General features: G+C 38.0%; 24 protein-coding genes and 1 other annotated feature. Of the genes, 23 read left to right on the top strand and 1 reads right to left on the bottom strand.

Going from position 1 to position 24719, the window contains the following annotated elements:
• Window positions 1–80: 80 nt before the first annotated feature.
• From ADU73_RS00720 to ADU73_RS00705, 4 genes are all read left to right on the top strand, one after another.
• A complete protein-coding gene (locus ADU73_RS00720; RefSeq protein ID WP_080945552.1) occupies window positions 81–1151 on the top strand; it encodes an AI-2E family transporter in 1071 nt (356 codons plus the stop codon).
• Between the two features lie 149 nt (window positions 1152–1300).
• Window positions 1301–2146, top strand: a complete 846-nt coding sequence (locus ADU73_RS00715; protein ID WP_046871804.1) for a methyltransferase domain-containing protein — start codon at window positions 1301–1303, stop codon at window positions 2144–2146.
• 231 nt (window positions 2147–2377) lie between these two features.
• Window positions 2378–2890, top strand: coding sequence for a tRNA (cytidine(34)-2'-O)-methyltransferase (locus ADU73_RS00710; protein WP_046871805.1), 513 nt, complete (start codon window positions 2378–2380; stop codon window positions 2888–2890).
• Window positions 2891–2928: 38 nt separating this feature from the next.
• Window positions 2929–5253: an FtsK/SpoIIIE family DNA translocase gene (locus tag ADU73_RS00705; protein WP_414477503.1), complete on the top strand. Its 2325-nt coding sequence runs from the start codon at window positions 2929–2931 to the stop codon at window positions 5251–5253.
• Between the two features lie 181 nt (window positions 5254–5434).
• On the opposite strand, the gene ADU73_RS10285 is transcribed toward ADU73_RS00705, so the two are convergent.
• Window positions 5435–5554, bottom strand: coding sequence for a DUF4044 domain-containing protein (locus tag ADU73_RS10285; protein ID WP_081036066.1), 120 nt, complete (start codon window positions 5552–5554; stop codon window positions 5435–5437).
• A gap of 338 nt (window positions 5555–5892) precedes the next feature.
• Between ADU73_RS10285 and mraZ the strand changes: the two genes are divergently transcribed.
• From mraZ to ADU73_RS00605, 19 genes are all read left to right on the top strand, one after another.
• Window positions 5893–6324: a division/cell wall cluster transcriptional repressor MraZ gene (gene mraZ, locus ADU73_RS00695; protein WP_046871808.1), complete on the top strand. Its 432-nt coding sequence runs from the start codon at window positions 5893–5895 to the stop codon at window positions 6322–6324.
• A gap of 10 nt (window positions 6325–6334) precedes the next feature.
• Window positions 6335–7282 carry a 16S rRNA (cytosine(1402)-N(4))-methyltransferase RsmH gene (gene rsmH / locus ADU73_RS00690; RefSeq protein WP_046871809.1) on the top strand — a complete coding sequence of 316 codons (948 nt, stop codon included), beginning with the start codon at window positions 6335–6337 and terminating at the stop codon, window positions 7280–7282.
• A gap of 13 nt (window positions 7283–7295) precedes the next feature.
• A complete protein-coding gene (ftsL, locus tag ADU73_RS00685; protein ID WP_062913083.1) occupies window positions 7296–7685 on the top strand; it encodes a cell division protein FtsL in 390 nt (129 codons plus the stop codon).
• Window positions 7682–9859 carry a penicillin-binding transpeptidase domain-containing protein gene (locus ADU73_RS00680; protein WP_062913082.1) on the top strand — a complete coding sequence of 726 codons (2178 nt, stop codon included), beginning with the start codon at window positions 7682–7684 and terminating at the stop codon, window positions 9857–9859. The genes ftsL and ADU73_RS00680 overlap by 4 nt, the downstream gene beginning before the upstream one ends.
• 18 nt (window positions 9860–9877) lie before the next feature.
• Window positions 9878–10846: a phospho-N-acetylmuramoyl-pentapeptide-transferase gene (gene mraY / locus ADU73_RS00675; RefSeq protein ID WP_226996038.1), complete on the top strand. Its 969-nt coding sequence runs from the start codon at window positions 9878–9880 to the stop codon at window positions 10844–10846.
• Window positions 10847–10872: 26 nt separating this feature from the next.
• Complete coding sequence (gene murD, locus ADU73_RS00670) at window positions 10873–12249, top strand: UDP-N-acetylmuramoyl-L-alanine--D-glutamate ligase (RefSeq protein ID WP_062913081.1); 1377 nt, start codon at window positions 10873–10875, stop codon at window positions 12247–12249.
• Between the two features lie 2 nt (window positions 12250–12251).
• Window positions 12252–13346 (top strand): undecaprenyldiphospho-muramoylpentapeptide beta-N-acetylglucosaminyltransferase, encoded by a 1095-nt coding sequence (murG, locus tag ADU73_RS00665; RefSeq protein WP_062913080.1) that lies wholly within the window; start codon window positions 12252–12254, stop codon window positions 13344–13346.
• A gap of 17 nt (window positions 13347–13363) precedes the next feature.
• Window positions 13364–14377, top strand: a complete 1014-nt coding sequence (locus ADU73_RS00660; RefSeq protein WP_052694531.1) for a cell division protein FtsQ/DivIB — start codon at window positions 13364–13366, stop codon at window positions 14375–14377.
• Window positions 14378–14529: 152 nt separating this feature from the next.
• Window positions 14530–15879 carry a cell division protein FtsA gene (gene ftsA, locus ADU73_RS00655; RefSeq protein WP_062913079.1) on the top strand — a complete coding sequence of 450 codons (1350 nt, stop codon included), beginning with the start codon at window positions 14530–14532 and terminating at the stop codon, window positions 15877–15879.
• 27 nt (window positions 15880–15906) lie between these two features.
• Window positions 15907–17199 (top strand): cell division protein FtsZ, encoded by a 1293-nt coding sequence (gene ftsZ / locus ADU73_RS00650; RefSeq protein WP_046871816.1) that lies wholly within the window; start codon window positions 15907–15909, stop codon window positions 17197–17199.
• Between the two features lie 82 nt (window positions 17200–17281).
• Window positions 17282–17713: a cell division protein SepF gene (locus tag ADU73_RS00645; RefSeq protein WP_046871817.1), complete on the top strand. Its 432-nt coding sequence runs from the start codon at window positions 17282–17284 to the stop codon at window positions 17711–17713.
• Window positions 17714–17769: 56 nt separating this feature from the next.
• Window positions 17770–17982, top strand: a complete 213-nt coding sequence (locus tag ADU73_RS00640) for a YggT family protein (protein WP_056986057.1) — start codon at window positions 17770–17772, stop codon at window positions 17980–17982.
• 71 nt (window positions 17983–18053) lie between these two features.
• Window positions 18054–18845, top strand: a complete 792-nt coding sequence (locus tag ADU73_RS00635) for a YlmH family RNA-binding protein (protein ID WP_046871818.1) — start codon at window positions 18054–18056, stop codon at window positions 18843–18845.
• 13 nt (window positions 18846–18858) lie between these two features.
• Window positions 18859–19683, top strand: coding sequence for a DivIVA domain-containing protein (locus ADU73_RS00630; protein ID WP_046871819.1), 825 nt, complete (start codon window positions 18859–18861; stop codon window positions 19681–19683).
• Window positions 19682–19894, top strand: a binding site (T-box leader). Its footprint overlaps the gene before it by 2 nt.
• Before the next feature lie 44 nt (window positions 19895–19938).
• Window positions 19939–22734 carry an isoleucine--tRNA ligase gene (gene ileS, locus ADU73_RS00625; protein WP_062913078.1) on the top strand — a complete coding sequence of 932 codons (2796 nt, stop codon included), beginning with the start codon at window positions 19939–19941 and terminating at the stop codon, window positions 22732–22734.
• A 172-nt stretch (window positions 22735–22906) separates the two neighbouring features.
• A complete protein-coding gene (locus ADU73_RS00620) occupies window positions 22907–23131 on the top strand; it encodes a cold-shock protein (protein ID WP_046871821.1) in 225 nt (74 codons plus the stop codon).
• Between the two features lie 23 nt (window positions 23132–23154).
• Window positions 23155–23694, top strand: coding sequence for an NUDIX hydrolase (locus tag ADU73_RS00615; RefSeq protein ID WP_046871822.1), 540 nt, complete (start codon window positions 23155–23157; stop codon window positions 23692–23694).
• 9 nt (window positions 23695–23703) lie between these two features.
• Entirely contained in the window at window positions 23704–23991 is a 288-nt protein-coding gene (locus ADU73_RS00610) for a hypothetical protein (protein WP_052694532.1), read from the top strand.
• Between the two features lie 9 nt (window positions 23992–24000).
• On the top strand, window positions 24001–24687 hold the full coding sequence (locus ADU73_RS00605; RefSeq protein WP_046871824.1) for a 5'-methylthioadenosine/adenosylhomocysteine nucleosidase: 687 nt from the start codon (window positions 24001–24003) through the stop codon (window positions 24685–24687).
• The last annotated feature ends 32 nt before the right edge of the window (window positions 24688–24719 follow it).

Genomic DNA, 24719 nt, shown 5'->3' with positions numbered 1-24719 from the left:
ATTCTTTGAAAACGGAAAAAGATACTTGGCGTTCATGGTTTACAAAGCTCGTTTTAAATAATCGAATTATCGTCAATTTAATGATTGTTTTATTATGTTTACTAATAATCTTTGTATTTTCAAAAGTCACCTGGTTTTTTAAACCAATTAATGACTTTGTTGATATTGTGGGATTTCCTGTTATCCTTGCTGGCGTATTATTTTACTTATTTAATCCAGTTGTTGATTGGTTAGAGAACAAGTTTCATGTTAAGAGAGTATGGACAATTATTGGACTATTTGTAGTTGTGATTGCACTTTTAGTTTTGGGCGTCGTGTCTTTAATTCCGGTCATCCGAAGTCAGGCGACCGACTTTTTGAAGAATTGGCCTGATTATTGGAATCATTTGACTAATCAGTTGGATACCTGGTTGAATGATCCGCGGTTTGGTCAGTTCCAAAAGGAATTTCAAAAGGTTAGTGATTCTGCTACGAGCTCACTTTCTAGTTGGGTAAGCAATGCAGCTAATCATACCTTTACATCAGTAGGAGGCGTAATTAGTTCAGTTACAAAAATTGTGGTGGGCTTGATTACAATGCCGTTTATCCTTTTTTATTTATTAAAAGATGGTCATCAATTACCTAAATATTTGGCGCATTTCTTACCAACTAAGAAACGTGCAGGGTTTGTGTCAATTCTTGATGAAGTTAACGGAAAGGTGAGTGGCTATATTCGAGGTCAATTAATTGTTGCCTTTTGTGTAGCAATTATGTTCTTTGTTGGGTATTTAATCATTGGGCTGAAATTTGCTTTAACCTTGGGAATTGCAGCTGGTATTCTAAATTTGATTCCCTATCTGGGGTCCTTCTTGGCGATGGTTCCTTCGCTTGTATTAGCGGCTTTCATATCGCCATGGATGGTAGTTAAGGTTTTGATTGTATTCGCAATTGAACAGACTATTGAAGGCCGAATCCTTTCACCATTAATTCTTGGAACGAATTTAGCCATTCATCCAGTTACAATTCTGATTGTCTTGTTGGCGTCAGGACGGATGTTTGGAGTATTGGGCGTTATCTTTGGGATCCCGGTCTATGCTGTTTCTAAAGTGCTTTTAACGCATCTATTTCATTGGTATAAAAAACAAAATGGTGGTTATGAGACACCTGATTGATAATAAAATATTCTATCCTAAATTTACTAACGTTTTTCTTTAGTAAATTTAGGATTTTTTGTTTTTCAAATACTTCAGTAAACGTGTCCATGTTATGCTTAAAAGGTTAGTTATTTGATAATTTTAATTAAAATGAGGATGAACAGAAAATGAAAAAAAGAGAAAAGGGTATTCAATTTATTCAAAACAATTTATCGCTGTTTCGTTGCCCCGTGTGTCACGATACTTATGATCGTGTTGAATCTGGTAGCATTATCTGCCCAAATCAGCACGCCATCGATATTTCAAAAAAGGGAACTCTCTACTTTTTAAATCACGCCGTTACTAGTGAATATGATGATGCGATGCTGGCCTCCAGACGAAGGATATTAACAGCCGGTTTGTTTGATCCGATTTGCCAGGAGTTTGCGAAAAACATAGATAAAGATGAAGTTATTTTGGATGTAGGCTCTGGTGAAGGCACACCCCTAAAGAAAACTCTTTCAATGACTGAGGGAGCAACAGCAGTTGGTTTTGATATCTCAACGGCGGGAATTAACTTGGCGACTCAATTAAATTCGAGTGCATTTTTCTGTATTGCAGATTTAGCTAATTTGCCTTTCACCAATGATAAATTTACAACTATTCTGGATTTATTCTCACCTTCAGCATATGCAGAATTTCAACGAGTCCTAAAGCCAGGTGGGCAAGTTTTGAAAATTGTGCCTAATTCAAATTATTTAGGTGAATTGCGTCAGTTGTTGTATGAAAAGGATAGTCAACATGCTGATTACCAAAATGATCAGGTTGTGAGCCTTTTTGAAAAACATTTTCCGCATGCCCAAACCAAGCAGCTTACTTATACGTTTAAATTTGAGGATGACTTATTGTCCGACTTGATTCAAATGACCCCCTTACATTGGGGAGCAACCCCCGAAATGATTCAAAATGCGCAAGCTTCGCAATTGAATCATATTACTGTGGATGTGACTTTATTAAAGGGAACGATCGCTTAAACACTGGGTCTGAGAAGGTTGCACATCTTGAATTATGGTGTTAGGATTTAGTTAAGAAATCGGTTGTTAATTGACATCGGGAAATCGTTGGCGATTAGCAAGTTGTACTTCATTTAACGTAGAAGCTCGCCGTGCCTACACCGAGTGTCTACGCTTTTTTTGTTGTTGGAAGAAATTTATAGCAGTATGATAGCCTTTAGATAACTATTAATTATGAGAGAGAGAATAAAAATGACAAACCATATTGTGCTTTTTGAACCCTTGATGCCAGCCAACACGGGGAACATTGCCCGAACATGTGCTGGAACTGACACGGTCCTTCATTTAATTAAACCACTTGGATTTTCTGTTGATGATAAACATCTTAAACGGGCCGGATTAGATTACTGGAAAGATGTTGATCTTGTTTACCATGAAAATCTACCCGAGTTTATTGATTCTGTACCAGATCTAAATTATTTATACTTAGTTTCTAAATTTGCGGACCATGATTATACTGATGTGGACTATACTGCTGATGATAAAGATCATTACTTCTTGTTTGGCAAAGAAACGACGGGATTGCCGGAACCATTTATGCGGCAATATCCTGAAAAAGCGATTCGAATTCCTCAAGATGATGATCATATTCGGGCCTTGAATTTGTCTAATAGTGTGGCGATTGTTATCTACGAAGCGCTGCGTCAACAAGCATTTCCAGGTCTTCAAAGAGTTCACCACTATGAGAATGACAAGTTAAAATAAGCTATTTCAAAATTGCAAACTTGGCGAAAGGAGGGCAAATATTGGCGGCTAAAAGGAAAAGAACAACGACGAAGCGAAAACGAAAGCGTTCAAGAAAGAGCAATTGGCAACAATTTCTCCAATCTAAACATTTTTTAGGCGGAATTTTCGTTTTATTGGCATTATTAGGTTATTTTTCGTTAGGTTATATTGGAGTTCTTTTTGCGAATGTTTTTCGTTTATTTGTTGGTGATGCCTTTCAAGTTTTGATTTTGTTGTTCGGATTGTATGGGGCTGTTTTATTATTTACCGGCCAAGAGCCAAAGCTAAAGGGGCGTTTTCGATTTGTGTTTGGAATTGCGTTAGTTTATATTGGCGCAATTCTAATAATTACCACTCGATTTTTTGAACAAATGAATCAACATAATCATTTTATTTCGACGACATGGCATTCACTTTCGGATGCATTTAAGTATGCTTCGATTGGAGAACCAGTTGGTGGGGGAATGATTGGCAGTATTTTGTATACAGCCACTGAATTTTGTTTTTCTGAAATTGGTAGTCTTATTTTAGGTTGGTTAGTAGTTGCGTTGGGCGTTGCAATTTTCTTTGGAATTCCTATGGATAAGGTACTTCAAACGATAGCGGTAACGTTTAGAAGGCTAATTATTTCAGGCAAAACGTTGACACAGAACCTGGTACAGGCAATTAAAATAAGGAGCCAACAAAGTGTAAAAAATACTCGAACAGCAAAGCCACAACAGTCGGAAAAGAAGCACGATACGCCATTAGTTTCCGGTAAGGACTTAATGGATGAGCAGACTAAAAAAACAACCCCAGCAAATGGGCAACCGGCAATTAGAATCGCTTCAGAACATGAACAACCGCAGACTAAAAAACAGATTGAAAAAGATACAAAACCGGAATCGGCTTTCCAAAATACAGAAGAGTTAGAGAATCCTAATTATCAGTTACCATCCACAGATCTTTTAACAACGATTCCCAAAACAGATCAAAGCCAAGAATATAAAACGATTCAAAAAAACACTAAAATTCTCCAGCAAACATTGACCAGTTTTGGCGTTAAAGCTACGGTTAAAAGTGTGAATTTGGGACCATCAGTAACTGAATACGAATTGCATCCAGATATTGGTGTGAAAGTAAGCAAAATTGTGGGCCTTTCTGATGATATTGCCTTAGCTTTGGCAGCCAAGGATATTCGAATTGAGGCGCCAATTCCTGGAAAATCACTGATTGGAATTGAAGTTCCCAATACGGAGGTCTCCACAGTATCATTTCGGGATGTGGTCGAATCTCAACCTCCACATCCAGATTCAATTCTGCAAGTTCCGATTGGAAGGGATGTTTCTGGAAACTTGGTTTTAGCAGATTTAGTTAAGATGCAACATTTACTGATTGCGGGGGCAACTGGTAGTGGTAAGTCCGTGATGATTAACGTGATCATTACGAGTTTGCTAATGAACGCTAGACCAGATCAAGTGAAATTTATTCTAATTGATCCGAAAAAAGTGGAATTAGGAGTTTATAAGGATATTCCTCATCTTTTAACACCGGTTGTGACAGAGCCCAAAAAAGCAGCACGGGCGTTGCATAAAGTTGTTGCAGAAATGCAGCATCGTTATGACTTGTTTGCTGAAACTAATCAACGAAATATTAAAACCTACAATGAATACATTAGTGAAGAAAATAAAAAAGATGGGAAGAACCGACCTCATCTGCCTTATATTGTTGTGGTGGTCGATGAATTGGCCGACTTAATGATGGTTGCTCAAAATGCGGTGGAGGATGCAATTATCAGGCTTGCTCAGTTAGCCCGAGCGGCCGGAATTCATATGATCATTGCCACGCAACGGCCGTCTGTAGATGTGGTTACTGGTCTAATTAAAGCCAATGTTCCTTCACGAATTGCGTTTGCTGTGGCAAGTGGTACGGATTCACGGACCATTATTGATTCAAATGGAGCCGAGAAACTTTTGGGACGCGGCGATATGCTGTATTATCCAATGGGGAAAAGCAAACCGGAAAGAGTTCAAGGAGCTTTTATCTCGGATAAGGATGTAAAAACTATTGTTGAATATGTAAAAGGCCAGCAGAAAGTTTCGTATGACGAATCTTTGATTGTGACTGACGAAGAAGCAGCATCCGAGGATCAAGCTAAGCATGATGAAAAAGATGAATTATATGATCAGGCAGTAGCTTTAGTGACAGATATGCAAAAAGCGAGCACGTCAATGTTACAGCGTCGATTTAGAATTGGTTACAATCGAGCAGCTAGGATTGTGGATCAATTAGAAGCAAATGGTGTGGTTGGTCCTCAAGAAGGAAGCAAACCGCGGCAAGTATTTACAAAAAAAGATGAATGAAATAAAAATAAAAATAGCTATGATGAAAGTGAAATGTATTTTCACAAAAATCATAGCTATTTTTTTGTCAGATTCTTTGAAATCTTTGTAGTGATATCAGGGAATAAGATGCTGCGATAGACATATAAGCCATAATTAATCACAAAAAAAGAAACGCCACTTAAAATTGGAGTTTCTTTTTTTAACCCAATAGGTTTAATGATGATAAAGCTGTTAAAACTACTGAACCAACCATTGTAATAATCATGACCCAAACAACAACCATTGTGACTTTTTGGAATGTACTTTTCTTCTTTTTCATACGACACCACTTTCTAAAATGTTATTAACCATTCTAACGTGTAATTTTTAACAATTCAAATTTTTTTGATTAACTCTTAAAATTGTTTATTTTTTTGCTTAAATGCCCAAAACTAGATAATTATTCCCCACCAGCCACCACATTTTAGTATAAATGGACGTGATTGCTGCTATAATAGGATTTGTAAACAACTTTAGTCTAAATAAAAAAGGATCAAATTATCACTTTTATAATAATTTGTAAGCATTTTAAAAATGTTTTGTAAATTGGTGGTAGGTAGTGGTACAAAGTGGTAAACTGAATTTGTGATTGAGAAGGAAAAGAAAGGGGCAATTAGTATGTTCATGGGCGAATATCAACATTCACTTGATACCAAGGGACGACTAATTGTTCCGGCTAAGTTTAGAGAAGATTTAGGATCTGATTTTGTGATTACTCGTGGATTAGATGGCTGTCTGTTTGGCTATCCACTTGAAGAATGGCAAAGGATTCAAGATAAATTAAAAGCATTACCGCTAAATAAACGAAATAATCGAGCATTTGTCCGATTTTTGTTTGCAGATGCGACACAATGTAATTTTGATAAACAAGGGCGAATTAATATTCCGAAACAATTGCGTGAACATGCAAAACTTACTAAGAAATGTGTGTTAGTTGGGGTATCAAACCGATTTGAAATTTGGGATGAAGCACAATGGAATGCAGTTACGGCAGATACTGAAGAAAACTTTGATGATATTGCCGAAAATTTAATTGATTTTGGCCTATAGGAGTGGAAAAATGAGTGAATTTCAACACACAACTGTTTTACTGAACCAGGCGGTTGCTGAATTAAATCTTAATCCAGATGGCATTTATGTCGATTGCACGCTTGGCGGCGGTGGCCATAGTCAGTTAATTTTGAGTCAGTTGAGTCAAAAGGGTCATTTATATGCGTTTGATCAAGATATTGCAGCTATTGAATATAATCAAACTCATTTAAAAAAGTATTTAGACAGCAAGCAAGTTACTTTCATTGAGGATAATTTTAAAAATATAACAAAAGATTTAGCAGAATTTGGGGTTCAAAAAGTTGATGGCATTGTTTACGATTTGGGAGTTTCTTCACCGCAATTGGATGATGCTAAACGGGGATTCAGTTATCAGCATGATGCACCATTAGATATGCGAATGGATCAGTCTGCGGAGCTCACAGCCAAAACGGTTGTTAACGAATGGTCATATGAGGCCTTAGTAAAAATCTTCTTCCGTTATGGAGAAGAGCGCTATTCAAAGCAAGTTGCTCGTGAAATTGAACGTGAACGGGCTGTGGCACCTATCCAAACAACTGGTCAATTAGTTGATATTATCAAAAAAGCAATTCCAGCAGCTGCTCGACGGACTGGTGGTCATCCTGCTAAACGGGTTTTTCAAGCGGTTCGAATTGCCGTCAATAATGAATTAGGCGTTCTAGAAACTTCTTTAGAACAGGCGCTAGATTTATTAAAAGTCGGTGGGCGAATTAGCGTAATTACATTTCAATCGTTAGAAGACCGCTTAGTTAAAAATATTTTTAAGGAAAATGCAAATTTACCAGATCTTCCTCAAGGATTACCCGTTATTCCTAAAGAACTTGAACCACATTTTAAATTGGCGACCCGAAAACCCATTTTACCTAGTAAAGACGAATTAGAACAAAATCATCGTGCTCATAGTGCGAGACTTCGAGTTATTGAAAAAATAAAATAGGGACTGATTTATAATGGCACAAAATAATTTAGCAGAAGCATTTCCGGCTCATAAGCCGATAAAACGGCACGTACCGGACTTAAAAGAGGGCACTTTACATAAGGCAAAAGCGGTCGTTATTCCGAAATCTTTACCATTTTCAAAATTTGAGAAAATTTTAATGACATTCTGCGGTATAATTTTGACAGGCTTAATGATTTTTGTGATTTCTGGTAAAATATCATTATCAGGTGCTGAACACGAGTTATCTAGTTCGCAAGAACAGGTAACCAAAGTAACTTCTAATAATAGTAATTTGAAACAGGAAGTGAATCAGCTTTCTAGTCGTTCACGCTTGAATAAAATTGCAAAGCAATATGGTTTAAGCCTAACAACTCAGAATATAAGGAATGTTGATAAATGAACAACAAAGAAAAACGTTTAAAAAAGAACAACCATAACAAATCAAGCCAAAATCGAAGATCGTTCGGTCAATGGCTTTTTTTCATAGCGATTGCATTGTTCGTAATTTTAATTCTACGTTTTTCCTATATCGCAATTGGCGGGACTGTAGAACACATCAATTTGAGTTCACAGGCCCGTCGTTTGTATACGGATAATAAAGTTTTAAAGGCTCAGCGAGGATCTATTTTGGATGCTTCGGGTCAACCAATTGCGGAAGATACAAGTACGTATTCTGTTTATGCAGTTTTGAACAAAAATCAGGTTGGCGCAAATAAAAAGCCACTTTATGTAACTGACAAAAAAAAGACGGCCAAAGTACTGGCAAAGTATTTACCAATTAGTGAAAAAAAGGCGCTTGCAGCCTTAAATCCAACTAATGAAAATACGTTTCAAGTCGAATTTGGAACAGCAGGAAAAAACATTTCTGTTGCCACCAAAGAAAAAATTGAATCCTATAAGCTAACCGGAATTAATTTTATCCAGTCAGAAGCTCGTTTATATCCAAATGGAACTTTTGCATCTAATCTAATTGGCATTACATCACAGGCTACAAAAAAAGATTCTGACATCACACAACTAAAGGGTGTGATGGGAATTGAGAGCGCATTTAATAATAAGCTAACTGGAACAGATGGACAACGTTCCATTCAAAAAGATAAATTCGGCTATCAACTGCCATCGTCTCAAGAAGAAAAATCAGCGGTTAATGGGCAAAATATCTATACCACGTTAGATACCCGTCTTCAAACTTTGCTGGAATCGGAAATGACAAAGGTTCAAGACCAGGTGCATGCAAAGTCGATGACTGCCACACTTATGAATGCCAAAACGGGTGCCATTTTGGCGACCTCACAGCGACCAACATTTAATCCCACCACCAAGAGTGGCATTAATAAGGCTTGGAGTAATTCTTTAGTTCAAGATACTTTTGAACCCGGCTCCACCATGAAGGTATTTACAGCTGCTGCAGCAATCGATAGTGGCCACTTTAATGCGAAGGAAAAATACAAGTCAGGGACTTATACCATTGGTAATCAAGTGGTGCCTGACTGGCAAACTTCCGGTTGGGGGTTAATTACCTACGAAGAAGGATTTGCGCGTTCTAGTAACGTGTCAATGGCTCATTTGGAGCGCAAAATGGGTGCCAAAACGTGGAAAAAATATATCAATCGATTTAACTTTTTAAAGAGTACAGATTCGGGCCTTGCTGGAGAAGCCAGTGGAAGTATGCAATTTACATACCCAATTGACCAGGCCGATACGGCATTTGGTCAAGGAATTGATGTAACGGATATGCAGATGCTGCAGGGTTTTACGGCAATTGCTAATAATGGCAAAATGGTCAAACCGCAATATATTAAAAAAGTTGTAGATACCGATACAGGTAAAGTAACCGACGAGATGAAAACAGAGAACCTTGGCAAACCAGTCAAAAGCTCAACGGCTAAAAAAGTGCGAAAGCTGATGGAGGATGTTGTTTATAAGAGTTATGGAATTGGTCAAGATTTTAAAATTCCAGGGTATAAAGTAGCTGCTAAAACTGGGACCGCACAAGTGGTTGGCTCTGGTGGGACTTACTTAAATGGCAATGATAGTTACCTTTACTCGGTTGTCGGAATGGTACCAGCATCAAATCCAAAATATATTATGTATATCACGATGAAACAACCAACGCTGCCTGCAACAAAGACAGCAACTCAACTTTTAAATGAAATTTTTAGTCCAGTTATGAAACAAGCACTTGGTGAAAATAATTCAACTGCCAAGAATCAAGTTTCTGGGAAAGTAAAAATTGCCAATATGGTTGGTGAAGCGTCTGATACAGCTGTTAAAGATTTGGGCAAGCAAAATATTGCCGCAACGGTGATGGGTACAGGTAGTACAGTCACACAACAGTCGCCTGTGACAGGTACGGAAATGTTAGCGGGGCAACGCGTGATTCTTTTGACGAGTGGACAAATGAAAATGCCTAATTTGTCTGGGTGGTCGCGTAATGACGTACTTAAACTAACTGATTTAGTTGGTTTGGAAGCTAAATTCTCAGGGACTGGTTTTGTGAAATCTCAATCAATCAAGAGTGGGACAATTGTTCAAAATAGGCAAACACTCACAGTTAAATTAAAACAAAAGTAAAAAAGAATGGAGTTTATTATGAATTGGATAGCGCAGATTGGAACGCCAGTTGTCAGTTTTTTAATTACTGTAGTTGCCATGCCGTCATTTATTAGTTATTTTCGGAATCGTAATGAAGGGCAAATGATTCGTGAAGAGGGTCCAAAATGGCATGAAAAAAAATCGGGTACACCAACGATGGGTGGCTTGATTTTTATCATTGCAATTAGTTTAAGCAGCCTTTTATTTGATTTAATTACTCATCAGATGAATGCGACCGGCTTAATTCTAGTTTTTATTCTAATCATGTATGGGCTGCTGGGCTTTTGGGATGATAGCATTAAGCTCATGAAAAAGCAGAATGAAGGATTGAAAGCTTGGCAAAAATTTCTTGGACAAGTTGTCGGAGCAGTTATTTTCTTTTTTGTTTATCACAATGAGGGATTCTCTCAATCATTAAATGTGCCGTTCTTCGGTTCTTGGCACATGGGTGCTTGGTTCGTTGTTTTTGTAGCTTTTTGGTTAGTTGGTTTTTCCAATGCCGTTAATTTGTCTGACGGATTAGATGGTTTGGTAAGTGGATTGGCAATCATTGCATTCGGTGCGTATGCCATCATTGCTGGCGTTCAGCACCAATTTGATGTTTTGATCTTTTGCTTAGCAATTATTGGAGCTTTAGTTGGATTCTTTATTTTTAACCATAAGCCTGCTAAAATTTTTATGGGTGACATGGGTTCCTTGGCTTTGGGTGGTGCACTAGCTGCTGTTTCAATTTTAGTGCATCATGAGATCGCATTATTGTTAATTGGAATTGTGTTTGTCTGTGAAACTGCGAGTGTTATTTTGCAAGTTTTATCATTTAAACTAACTGGTCATCGAATCTTTAAAATGAGTCCAATTCATCACCATTTTGAAATGTTGGGATGGAGTGAATGGAAAGTTGATATTGTGTTTTGGATTGTTGGCTTAATCGGAGCAGTAATTGCTTTGATTGGTATTTTAGGTTAATTAAATTTAAGGTGAAAGGAAAAATCATGAAGGATATTAAGGATTATCAGGATAAAAAGGTATTAGTACTTGGTTTAGCAAAAAGTGGTGTAAGCGCCGCAAAATTGTTACAAAAGTTAGGGGCACTGGTAACAGTTAATGACGCGAAACCATTTGATGAGAATCCAGATGCCCAGGAATTATTAGAAAATGGTATCAAAGTTGTTACGGGTGGTCATCCATTGACACTCTTAGATGAAGGCTTTGAATTAATTGTAAAAAATCCTGGAATTCCTTATTCTAATCCAATTGTGAAGGGCGCACTCGAAAAGAATATTCCAATTATTTCAGAACCAGAATTAGCTTATCAGGTCTTGGATGGTGAAATGATTGGAATTACTGGCAGTAATGGAAAAACCACAACCACAACCTTGATTCAATTGATGTTGGATCGAGATCGCAAAGCAGGACATGCTTATCTGGCCGGCAACATTGGCATTCCAGCTACGACAGTTGTTCAAAAACTTCATAAAGAAGACACAATGGTAACTGAGTTATCTAGTTTTATGTTGGCAAGTGTCACCACCCTAAAGCCTCATATTGCCGTAATTACAAATATTTTTTCTAACCATTTAGATTGGCATGGTACTCGAGCCAACTATGTTCGCGATAAAATGCATATTACTAAAAATCAAACGGCAGAGGACTATTTTGTCATTAATTGGGATAATCCTGAATGGCAACAATTAAGTCAACAAACGAAGGCACAAGTTGTACCATTTTCACGAAAAGATTTGAGTGAAAATGGTGCCTATCAACGCGGTGAGTTTCTTTACTTCCGTAATGAAAAAATTATGGCTGCTGACGATATCAAAGTACCAGGTGTACAAAATATTGAAAATGCTTTAGCGGCCATCGCAGTTGCCAAGTTAAGTGGCTGTTCTACCGAAGCAATTGTCGACGTGCTGAAAACTTTCTCAGGTGTTAAACATCGTGTACAATATGTTACGACCTTTAAAAAGAGAATTTTTTATAATGATTCAAAAGCAACAGATATTGAAGCAACTCAAGTAGCTTTACGATCTTTTAAGCAACCAATCGTTTTGATTGCTGGTGGATTAGACAGAGGTTACACATTTGAAAAATTAGTGCCAGATTTTAAAAATCATGTAAAAGCGATTGTCCTTATTGGTGAAACCAGTCATTTATTGGCAGATGCAGCCAAAAAAGCGGGTGTTCCAGTAATTAAATTTGCGGATAAAGTTGCCGACGCAGTACCGCTTGCTTATCGGTTAAGTGAGCCAAATGACATTGTGTTACTATCTCCGGCCAATGCAAGCTGGGATCAATACAAGAATTTCGAAATTCGCGGCGATGAATTTATTACTGCTGTTAACGATCTTCAAAACGAAAAGAGGAATTAGGCATGCGTTTAATGATTTCAGGTGGCGGTACAGGTGGCCATATTTATCCAGCTTTAGCACTCATTGAAGCTTTAAGAAAACGTGAGCCTGATTCGGAAATCTTGTATGTTGGAACGGAAAAAGGGCTGGAAAGCCGGATTGTCCCTGAACAAAACATTCCGTTTAAGACAATTAAGATTCAAGGATTTAAACGGTCGCTTTCTTTAGAAAATGTCAAAACCATTGGCCTTTTTTTAAAAAGTGTTGGTGATGCTCATAAAATGATCAAAGAATTTCATCCGGATGTTGTTGTGGGAACGGGTGGTTATGTAAGTGGTGCAGTGGTGTTTGCAGCTAGCCTCCAGCATATTCCAACCGTTATTCACGAACAAAATAGTGTCGTGGGTGTTACTAATAAATTTTCAAGCCATTTTGTGACAAAAATTGGGATTTCATTTGAGGATGCGCGAAAAGATTTTCCGGCTAAAAAAGTTGTTTTTACAGGTAATCCAAGGGCAACCCAAGTTTCCCGTATAAAGCCTAATGACGCCCTTACAGAATATGGATTGCAAAGTGATGTACCAACGTTATTAATTTTTGGTGGAAGTCGTGGTGCAGAAAAAATTAATTCAGCCACGGTTGAAGCTTTACCACAACTTAAGCAAAGAAATTATCAAGTTTTATTTGTAACAGGAAGTGTCCACTATAAAAAAATCATGGCACAGATTGATCCTAACGCACTCGGCAAAAATTGTGTCGTACGCTCTTATATTGCAGAAATGCCTCAACTTTTACCAGACTTAGAGGCAATCCTGGGGCGTGCAGGTGCAACAAGTTTGGCAGAAATTACAGCTCTGGGGATTCCTTCAATCCTGGTGCCAAGCCCATATGTGACAAATGATCATCAAACAAAAAATGCCAATAGTTTGGTTAAGAATGGCGCGGCAGAACTGTTACCAGAGTCAAAATTGAACGGTGAAAGTTTATTGAAAGCTGCAGATGCTTTGATGACTGATGAAAATCTTAGAATTAAAATGGGTACTGCTGCTAAGAAAATGGGACGGCCACATGCAGCAGATGATCTTCTGAATGTGCTCGAATCTGTGATTAAAAAGTAGAAAATGAGGTGGCAATCGTGTTTGGAAAAAAGAAAACGAAAACTCCTCAAACCGAACGTAAGTTAACACCATGGGAGAAGGCCCAACGTGTTCAAAAAAATTCTGGAAATCAAAACCAAAAAAAGACTGAAAAGGCTCAACACCATTCCTTTAAATTCTTAAATTCACGTAAGAAACGAATTTTTGTTTTTGGGGGAACGCTGATTGTCTTAATTGTCGGTGGCTATTTAGTTTCTCCATTAAGCAAGGTAGAGACAATTAAGGTGTCTGGAAATACACATTTTTCAACTGCGCAGATAAAAGAAATTGGAAATATTCATAAAAACGATTGGATTTTTCCATATTTAATGGGTAATCGTGATAAATCTAAACAAGTGTACAAAAAACAGCCTAAATTATTAAGTTATCAGGTCCACCGTCATGGTTTTAACACTTTAAAAATTACGGTTAAAGAAAACATGGTGGCCGGATTGGTGTTTAGAAATCAGAAGTACTACACAATTTTGGATAACGGCAAAGTTATAAAGAAGTCAACAACGCAACCGTCTGGTGATTATCCAGTTTTTAAGAATTTTCACAAAACGAGTGTCCTAAATGCCTTATTAACGCAATTTAAACAGTTACCACCGGTTGTCCGCAGTGGAATTTCAGAAATCGATTATGCGCCGAGTAAGGATAATCCCAACCGACTTCATTTATATATGAATGATGGAAATGAAGTTTATGCAATCTTACCCACCTTTGCAGCTAAAATGAAGTATTATCCTCAAATGGCAGCGGACATGAAACAAAGTGGAGTTATTGATTTAGAGGTAGGCGCTTATTCTTATCCATTTAAGAATAAATCAGATGAAACAGTTAAAAATTCTTACAATAACAGTAGCACAAGTAAAAATTCTGTTTCAACCGTAAATGGAAGTTCTTCAACGAGCGGTTCTAGCTCGTCCAATAGTGGTTATGAAACATCAAATAGTTCTAGTTCTGGAAATACTTCCAGCAGTTCGACGAGTACGGTACAAGCAACAAATTGAGAAAAATGAATAAATAATTGAATTTAAGTCACTTTTTAGCTTATTTTCTCATTTTTTTAAAAGGATACACTATTTAAATGCATTGAAGTTATGGTAAACTTGAGAGTATATACAAAAGTCTAAAATAGGTATGTTTAGGAGGTTCCTTTATTATGGATAATTCAGGGATTTATGTTGGACTTGATATAGGAACCACCTCAATAAAAGTCATTGTTGCTGAATACGTAAATGGGCAAATGAGTGTTATTGGAGTGGGAAGCGAACGCTCTGATGGAATGAACCGTGGCGTGATTGTCGATATTGACAAGGTGTCAGCAGCTATTAAGAGAGCAATATCAGTTGCAGAAAATAAAGCAAATTTAAAGATTCACGAAGTAGTAGCTGGAATTCCAGCAAATTTATTAAAAATTGAGCCTTGTCGTGGTATGATTGCGATTGCAGAGACGTCCAGAGAAATCACGAATGAAGATGTGGTTAATGTGGCGAACGCGGCTTCTGTGCACAGTTTACCTCCAGAACAAGAAGTGATTGATGTATTACCCGATGAATTTGTGGTTGATGGCTTTGATGGCATTAAAGATCCTCGTGGAATGGTTGGTGTTCGTTTAGAGATGAACGGAACCGTTTTAACAGGACCCAAGACTATTATTCATAATACAAAACGGGCAATTCAGCAGGCCGGATTACACTTAACAGACCTTGTTTTAAATCCATTAGCTTTAGGAAGAACTGTCTTAAACGATGGTGAGCAGGATTTTGGAACGATCTTAATTGACATGGGGGCTGGACAAACAACAACGTCAATCATTCATGATCATCATTTGAAGTATACATACGTTGATCAAGAAGGCGGTCAGTTTGTTACAAAAGATATTTCAGTTGTTTTAAATACATCATTAAGTAATGCTGAAAAGTTAAAGCGTGAGTATGGTTACGCGTTTGCTGAAGGAGCCAGTGATGATGCCTTTCCTGTGGAAGTTGTGGGACAGTCAGCACCTAGTCAGGTTACAGAGAAATATTTAGCCGAGATTATCGAGGCTAGACTAGAACAAATCTTAAACAACGCTTATAATCATCTTGAGAACATTGATGCCTTGAATATGCCGGGTGGAGTTGTCATTACCGGTGGTGCAGCTGCCATTCCTGGAATCCAGAGCTTAGCAGCTGATATCTTTAACACGAATGTGAAGATATATGTTCCTGAACCAATGGGCTTGAGACATCCAGCCTTCGCACAAGCGTTTGCTTTACTAAATTATGAAGCTTCGTTGAGTGAGGTTGATTTCTTAGCAAAAAGTGCAATGGTCGCGGGTACAAAATCTGTTCCTGAACAGCAGACATTTGATGATTCAACGGATACTGATGAAGAAACAGAGACAGAACCCAATACACAAACGACTCCTAGACGAGCTAAAAAAACCAAACCTCAAAAAGAATCATCATTTTCTTTTAGTGGAATGGTTGCTAGTATAAAACGCTGGTTCAGCGAATTCTTTGATTAACTTTTAAAAATACTGGAGGAAAAAGGGATGGAATTTACAATGGATGATAAACAAAATGCTGGTGCAAATATCAAAGTAATTGGTGTTGGTGGCGGTGGTAGTAATGCCGTTAATCGCATGATTGCTGAAGGTGTAAAGGGCGTTGAATTTATCGTCGCTAACACTGATGTACAAGCTTTGAAACAATCTAAAGCAGAAACAAAAATTCAATTAGGACCGAAATTGACTAAAGGTTTGGGTGCTGGTTCAACTCCTGAAGTCGGGAGCAAAGCGGCTCAAGAAAGTGAACAAACTATTTCTTCTGCACTTGAAGGCGCAGATATGGTGTTTGTAACTGCCGGAATGGGTGGCGGTACAGGTACTGGTGCTGCTCCTTTGGTTTCTAAGCTAGCTAAAGCAACAGGTGCTTTAACGGTTGGTGTTGTGACACGACCATTTAGTTTTGAAGGACCTAAGCGAGCTCGTTTTGCTGCTGAAGGTGTTGCACAGATGAAAGAGCAAGTGGATACTTTAATCATCATTGCTAATAATCGCTTATTAGAAATGGTCGATAAAAAGACACCAATGATGGAAGCATTTGGCGAAGCTGATAATGTGCTCCGTCAAGGCGTTCAAGGTATTTCTGATTTAATTACTTCTCCAGGCTATGTCAACCTTGATTTTGCTGATGTTAAAACAGTGATGTCTAACCAAGGCTCAGCACTTATGGGAATTGGTTCTGCAAACGGTGAAAATCGTACTGAGGAAGCAACTAAAAAAGCAATTTCATCACCATTATTAGAAGTTTCAATTGATGGTGCAGAACAAGTTCTGTTAAATATTACCGGTGGCCCTGATCTTTCACTTTTTGAAGCACAAGCTGCTTCAGAGATTGTTGCAAAAGCTGCTACAGATGATGTTAATATCATCTTTGGTACGTCTATTGATGAGAATATGAAAGATGAAGTTCGAGTTACGATTATTGCAACTGGAATTGATAAAAAGAAGAATGACCATTCTCTTCATCGAGCAACAGCAAGAACAAGTTTTGATGCACCTTCAAACACAAATTCGTCTGTAACATCAAAACCATCATTTAGTGAACCATCTGCTAATAGTGAGGCACCAAAACAAGAGAAAAAAGCAACAAAAAAAGATGATCCGTTTGGTGACTGGCAATTACGTCAGAATAATACAAATGGTGTTCGTCCAACATCAGTTGAAGACGATGATGAATTTAAAGATATTGAAAAGAAAGATTTCAAGGTTTTTAATGATTCTGACAATGATTCCGACAAGGGCGTAGATACACCACCATTCTTTAAGCGTCGTCGTAAATAATTAAATAGCAATTTAAAACTGGGAACAAGACTACCGTTTTGTCCCAGTTATTTGATACAGCGTCAATTAGGAGGCGTTCTGTATGGCATTAAGCGATCGATTCAACAAGTTGTTCGGCATAGATGATGAAACTGATCAGACAGCATCGGATCATGATTCTATAAGTAATGCGGATACAACGACAGATAATAGGGTGAATACCATGGACGATATTTCGGGTTCTAAAAGTCAAATTGCGTTATTTGAACCGCGTATTTTTAGTGATGCCAAGGAGGCAGCTAAGCAATTAATTTCGGGGCAAGCCGTAATTCTAAATTTTGAACGGATTGATGATAATCAAACGAAACGAATTGTTGATTTTCTTTCGGGTACATTATTTGCCATCGATGGCTCAATCGAAGAGGTGGGTACACAGATATTTTTATGTACCCCAAATAGTTTTGAAATAAATGGTAGTCTGTATTCAAACATTCAAAATGGAGATCTAAGCAACAATGATCTAAATAAGGAGTAAAACATTTGATCTTTATATTTATACTTTCGATTCTAAGTAAACTTATTCAGTTATATATGCTGTTAATTTTTGTCTTCGTTTTAATGTCATGGTTCCCAGGAGCCTATCAAACAAAACTAGGGCAATGGCTGGCAAAAATGTGTTTGCCATATTTAAAGTTATTCCAGTTTATTCCCACATTTTTGGGGTTGGATTTTTCACCAGTTGTGGCAATATTGGTGCTGGAAATGGCTCAATACGGCCTTGTTGCACTTAGCAGATTCTTTTAGGACTGAACATTTATTACCTAAAAGATAAAGATGTTTAATAGGTATTGAATGCTTTCAAGAGGTAAGTAAAAATGGACAATATTATGCAACATTTTCGTCCTGAGGAAGCCCCATTTGTGGAAGAGGCCGCAGGATGGATCCAAGAAGTTCGCGATCAGTATCGGTCCATCCTAACCAATTTTCTTAATCCGAGAGAACAATTTATTTTGACCACTTTAGTAAATCGGTTGGATGAAATAAAAGTTCAAAGTTATGGCGGATATCCGGGTGCAGAAATGAGTCGATCACTCATTTTTCCGGATTATTTTGTTCCCAAATTACAGGACTTCAATGTGACCCTATTGGAGATTCAGTATCCAACCAAGTTTGCGGTGATTCACCATCGCAATGTGCTTGGGACACTTGCCAATATGGGTGTCGAAAGGAATACATTCGGGGATATTATTTCTAATGGTGAAGATTGGCAATTCTTTGTAAAATCAGAAATGAGTGACTTTTTTCTATCTGAAGTTGGTAAGATCGGAAATATTAAAGTTCGATTGGTTGAGAAAACATTGGATGAGGTCATCAAACCGGAAAATGATTGGGAATCTGGCAGTACAACGGTTGCATCGGTTCGAGTAGATGCGGTGGTTGCAGAAGGCTTTCATATTTCACGAAATCATGCCAAAGAGCTTATTGAAGAACGAAAAGTTACGTTAAATTGGAAACCACATCAACGTCCTGATTTTGAATTAGTTGCAAATGATTTATTATCGGTTCGTGGCTATGGTCGAATTCGACTTGACAGTATTGAAGGTAAAACAAAAAAGAGTAAAATTCGAGTCTTACTTTCAGTTATAAGAAGTAAAAAGAAAAAATAATGGAGGAACTAGTATGTCTTTAGATCCGGTTGATATTCAGAATAAACAATTTTCGAATAAAATGCGCGGATATAATCCCACCGAAGTGGATAGCTTCATCCAACAAGTTGCCATTGAATATCGCCAGGCTTTAGACAAAATTTCGGCTTTAGAAAAAGAAGTTGAAAATGCCCAAACTAAGCTTGAGTATTTTGATGATATGAAAGAAGCACTTAACAAATCAATTTTAGTAGCTCAAGATGCTGCCGATAAAGTTAAAAGTAGTTCGAAGCGTGAAGCCGAATTAACCATGGAAGAATCCCAAAAGAAAGCGGATGGGGTTGTCCAAAAGGCGAAGGTTAGCGCTGAGGCTGTTATTGATGAGCAGGCCGAAAAAGCGAAAAAATTAATTTTAGCAACTAATGAATTAAGAAAGAATGCACGTTTATATCGACAAAGAGTCCAAGTACTAGTTGATTCACAACTGCAGATGATCAATGGTAGTGAGTGGGATAGTATTCTAAAGGAAGACCAAGATGTGCAAGTTAGCGACCTGAAAGAAGCAATGTTGCATACAGGAACCCTTGACAAGATTAAAGCTCCAAGTGTAAACTCAAGCAATGAGGAAGATGCGGGAGATATTACGCCTGCCATAGACCCAACTAGCGAAAGTAGACCTGCTGGTGGGGATGGAGCAGAAATTATCGAACCTCATGAAAAGGAAGTATCTGTTGAACCTGATGAGAGACCGGATGTTAAGGATACTACTCAACAAGAAACTATGGTGGTTTTCCCTGATGATAAGGTTACAACTTCTCATCAGGATTCAGGATTACATGTCAACGCAAAAAATAAATAATTTTTCTTTGAAGAGAATACGTCTAAAATGGACAACTGGCAGCGAGTTAGCAAATTGGTGAGAGGCTAATCAGAAAACATTTTATGATATCATCTCTGAGGCATCAAATCGATTTTTAGTAGATTTGATCGGCTAAAAGGCCGTTATTGAATTAAGAAAAACTGTTAAAGTTTTTAAAATTGGGTGGTACCACGAAGACTTCGTCCCTTGTGACGAGGTCTTTTTATATTCAAAAAAATAGAGGAGTGACAAGTTATGCGTATAAAAGAAACCCTTAATTTGGGAAAAACCAAGTTTAAAATGCGGGGCAATTTACCTGTTAATGAAGCTAAACGCGAACAAGTTTGGGAAGAAAATAAGGTTTATGAAAAGCGTCAGAAATTAAATGAAGGCAAACCATCATTTGTTTTACATGATGGGCCTCCATATGCAAATGGAAATATTCATATGGGCCATGCCATGAATAAGATTTCTAAGGATATCATTGTTCGTTACAAGTCAATGTCAGGATATCGAGCACCTTATGTACCTGGTTGGGATACCCATGGTCTACCCATTGAACAACAATTAAAAAAGGCTGGCTATGACCGGAAAAAATTAACAACGAGTGAATTTCGTAAGCTCTGTCGTGAATATGCCCTAAAGCAAGTTAATATGCAAAGAGAAGACTTTAAACGTTTAGGTGTGGCCGCCGAATGGAATAATCCTTATTTGACGTTAGATCCAGAATTTGAAGCCCAAGAAATTCGAACCTTTGGAAAAATGGCTGAAAAGGGTCTGATCTTTAAAGGTAAGAAACCCGTATTTTGGTCATGGTCTTCCGAATCAGCAATGGCCGAGGCAGAAGTTGAGTATCATGACGTTACGTCACCATCAGCTTTCTTTGCAGAACAGGTAGTTGATGGCAAGGGAGTTTTGGATACCGATACGTATTTGGTCGTGTGGACGACAACCCCATGGACAATTCCAGCTTCTGAAGGTGTAACGATTGATGCTACTTTTGATTATGCGGTTGTTCAACCAGACGGTGAAAAACGTAAATTCGTGATTGCGGCTGAACTAGTTGATAATGTTTCTGAAAAGTTTGGCTGGGAAAACGTTAAAATTCTTAAAACGGTTAAGGGTAAAGATTTAGATCGAGTGCTCACGCAACATCCTTTTTATCCTGATCGTAAATTAGTGGTCATGTTAGGGGATTTTGTAACGTTAGATACTGGTACTGGATTAGTGCATACGGCACCTGGGTTCGGGGAAGATGATTTCCGAGTTGGTAAGCAATATGGATTAGATATTTTAGTGCCGGTAAACGATCAAGGTTACATGACTGAAGAGGCCGGAAAAGATTTCGAAGGTGTTTTCTATGAAGATGCTAATAAAATTGCATTGGATAAACTTAAGGATGCAAACCTTTTACTAGATTACATGCCGTACAAACATAGTTATCCATTTGATTGGCGGACAAAAAAGCCAGTTATTTTCCGTGCAACACCACAGTGGTTTGCATCAGTAGATAAAATTTGCGATCAGATTTTAAGTGCGATTGATGATGTGAAATTTTCACCAGATTGGGGTAAAAAACGTCTCTACAACATGATTCGTGATCGTGGCGATTGGGTCATTTCACGTCAGCGGGTTTGGGGTGTTCCATTGCCAATTTTCTATGGCGAAGATGGTGAAGCAATTATGACGAAGGAAAGCATTGGTCATGTTGCTGATCTGTTTGAAAAACATGGCTCTGACATCTGGTTTGAATGGGATGCTAAAGACTTACTTCCAGATGGTTTCACTAGTGAACATTCACCAAACGGCAAGTTTACTAAAGAAACTGATATTATGGATGTTTGGTTTGATTCTGGGTCTTCCCATCAAGGCGTACTGGAAGAGCGTGACTACCTGACTTATCCGGCAGATCTGTATTTGGAAGGTTCTGATCAGTATCGTGGTTGGTTTAATTCTAGTTTGATTACTAGTGTGGCTGTTTCAGGGCATGCGCCTTATAAACAAGTGGTTTCACAAGGATTTACTCTTGATGGCCAAGGTCATAAGATGAGCAAATCACTTGGTAATACAATCGTGCCAAGTGAAGTTATTAAACGAATGGGTGCAGAGATTGTTCGTTGGTGGGTTGCATCTGTAGATTCTTCATCAGATGTGCGCGTCTCAATGGATAATTTTACTAAGACTTCCGATAGTTACAAGAAGTTGCGAAACACGTTACGTTACTTAATTGCTAATACGACTGACTATGATCCAAAGACGGATAAAGTAGCCTTTGCAGATTTGGAATCAGCTGATCAATATATGTTAATTAAGTATAATAAATTGGTTCAAACTTTGCTTGATGATTATGAAGCATATGATTCTTTAAATATTTACAAACGCGTGATGAATTTTGTGATTACCGATCTGTCTGCGTTCTATCTTGATTTTGCTAAGGATGTTGTATATATTGATCCTGAAAAGAGTCAGACCAGACGCTCAGTGCAGACTGTCTTTTATGAAATTCTAGTTGGTTTAACGAAACTCTTAACCCCAATTCTGCCTCACACTATGGAAGAGATTTGGGAGTACTTGAAAGAGCCTGAAGAATTTGTTCAATTATCAGAGATGCCTGCTGTTCAGAAATTTGATAATCAAGATCACATCTTTGAAAATTGGGAACAATTCAAGGATATTCGTTCTAATGTGCTAAAGGCGTTAGAAGAAGCCCGTGATAGCAAGATGATTGGTAAATCAATGGAAGCTCAGGTTAACCTGTACGTCGATAGTGATACCAAGCAACTTTTGAACGATTTGAATACGAATGTTCGTTTGATTCTGATCGTGTCAAAATTGGAAATTCACGATTTAAAAGATGCTCCTGATGATGCTGAACAATTCAAAGGAATGGCAGTTAAGGTACTTGTTGCGCAAGGTTCTGTTTGTTCACGATGCCGAATGACAAAGACCGATGTTGGGTCTGATGATGCTTATCCAGCACTTTGTGCACGCTGTGCTAAGATTGTTCGAGAAAATTATCCTGAAAGTGTTGAAACTGGTTTAGAACCTTAAATTTTCAAAATCCGATCGAAATTTTGTTTAAGCGTTATTCTGACAAAATTTGGGATCGGATTTTTTGTTCAGTTTTAGTAAATTTGTACGGTAATTAATTTACTTTTTTAAAAATAATCAGTATGATGATAGAAGAAGTAGAACGTAGCCTAGACTAATAGGGGGTTCTGGTATGGAACACGGCACAGTCAAAAGTTTCGATAAAGACAAAGGATTCGGGTTCATTAATTTAGATGATGGAACAGAAGTTTTTGTGCACTATTCAGCCATTGAAGGTGAAGGGTTCCGTTACTTGCATGAAGGCGATGAAGTTAGCTTGTTAGTTGTCCAGGGTGCCAAGGGATTACAGGCGGTTAAAGTTAGCGTGTTGCCTGATGATAGTGAACCAGAAGCCTAATTAAGCGAAAGAGAAGATATTTTATGAATTTTGAAGAGAAAGTTGTCAAAAACGAGTCGCGGTATAAGGGTGCAATTATTGATGTTTATCAACAAACAGTTAAACTGCCAAACGGTGATTTAGCAAATCGAGACGTGGTTTTACATCAAAATGCGATTGCGGTTTTGGCAATTACAAAGGATAATAAAGCTATTTTTGAAAAACAGTGGCGAGCACCAATTAAAAAGGTTACAATCGAAATTCCAGCTGGTAAGGTAGAGGATGGAGAAACGGCAGAAACGACCGCGGTTCGGGAATTAAATGAAGAAACCCGTTACCAAGCCGGAGAGCTTAAACGTATTTCTGGGTTTTATTCAACTCCCGGATTTGCAAATGAATATATGACTCTTTACATGGCAACTGATTTGCATCCGGTAGCAACCGAGTTACCCCAAGATAAAGATGAACATTTACAGCTGTTTGAACTTTCATTAAGTGAGGCTCTGGCGGGCATTGCTGATGGTTCTATTGAAGACGCAAAAACAGTTTTGGCCATTTATTACTGGCAAAGTTTAAATAAGTAGGTGAAATCTGTGAAGGATGACAAGCAACAAGATAATCTCACTCGTGAGGATTATCAACGAATAAAGCAGGCTGAGGCGGATCAGTTTACCCAACGGGACCGAAAACGGGTGCAGGTTGAAAAAGATTATGCGCGAACGCATGATGAATATTTACAGCCAGATTCAACCGAAGAACCAAATATTCGCAGTACGGCGGAACGAAAGAGTCGTAACCTTGGAAAACGTTTAAATTGGGTTATTTTAGGATTAATCGTGGCAATTGTGATCGTCTATTTAATATTATTTTTCGTGAAATGAGGATGAAACATGAAGTATGGTGTAATTTGTGCAATGGAAGAAGAAATTAAGAGCTTGCACAGTGCTTTAGATATCAAAAAAGAAACAGAAATTAATGGCATTACTTTTTACGAGGGAACTATCCAAGACACTGAAGTCGTTTTAGTGCGTTCCGGAATTGGTAAGGTTGAAGCTGGGATTACAGCCGCTTTATTAGTTACTAATTTTAAAGTAGATGCTTTAATTCATTCTGGTTCAGCTGGTGGAATTGGAAGTGGCCTATCTGTAGGGGATGTTGTTATCTCTACACAAACCCTTTACCATGATGTGGACGCAAGAGCGTTTGGTTATGTGTTAGGGCAATTACCAGGCCAACCTGCACGTTTCGATGCAGATAAAGACTTGATTAATGAAGTTGCAGTAGCCGGTGAAAAAACTGGTTTGAATATCAAAAAAGGGCTTATTGTTACAGGTGATCAATTCATCAGTAGTTCCGAAAAAATTCAAGAAATTTTGAAGAATTTTCCGGATGCTCTCTGTTGTGAAATGGAAGGCAGCGCAATTGGCCAGGTAGCACATCAGTTTAAGGTGCCGTTTGTAGTGATTCGAGCGATGTCTGATGTTGGCGATGAAAATGCAGGGGTTTCATTCGATGATTTTATTATCGATGCTGGTAAGCGATCTGCAAAGATGTTACTAGCCTTGTTCAATAAATAAGAGTGACTGGCGCGACCAATGAGTAGGCGCGT

Origin of the sequence: Pediococcus damnosus (assembly GCF_001611155.1) — a bacterium.
Classification (GTDB): domain Bacteria; phylum Bacillota; class Bacilli; order Lactobacillales; family Lactobacillaceae; genus Pediococcus; species Pediococcus damnosus.
This window is presented reverse-complemented; position numbering and strand designations above follow the sequence as displayed.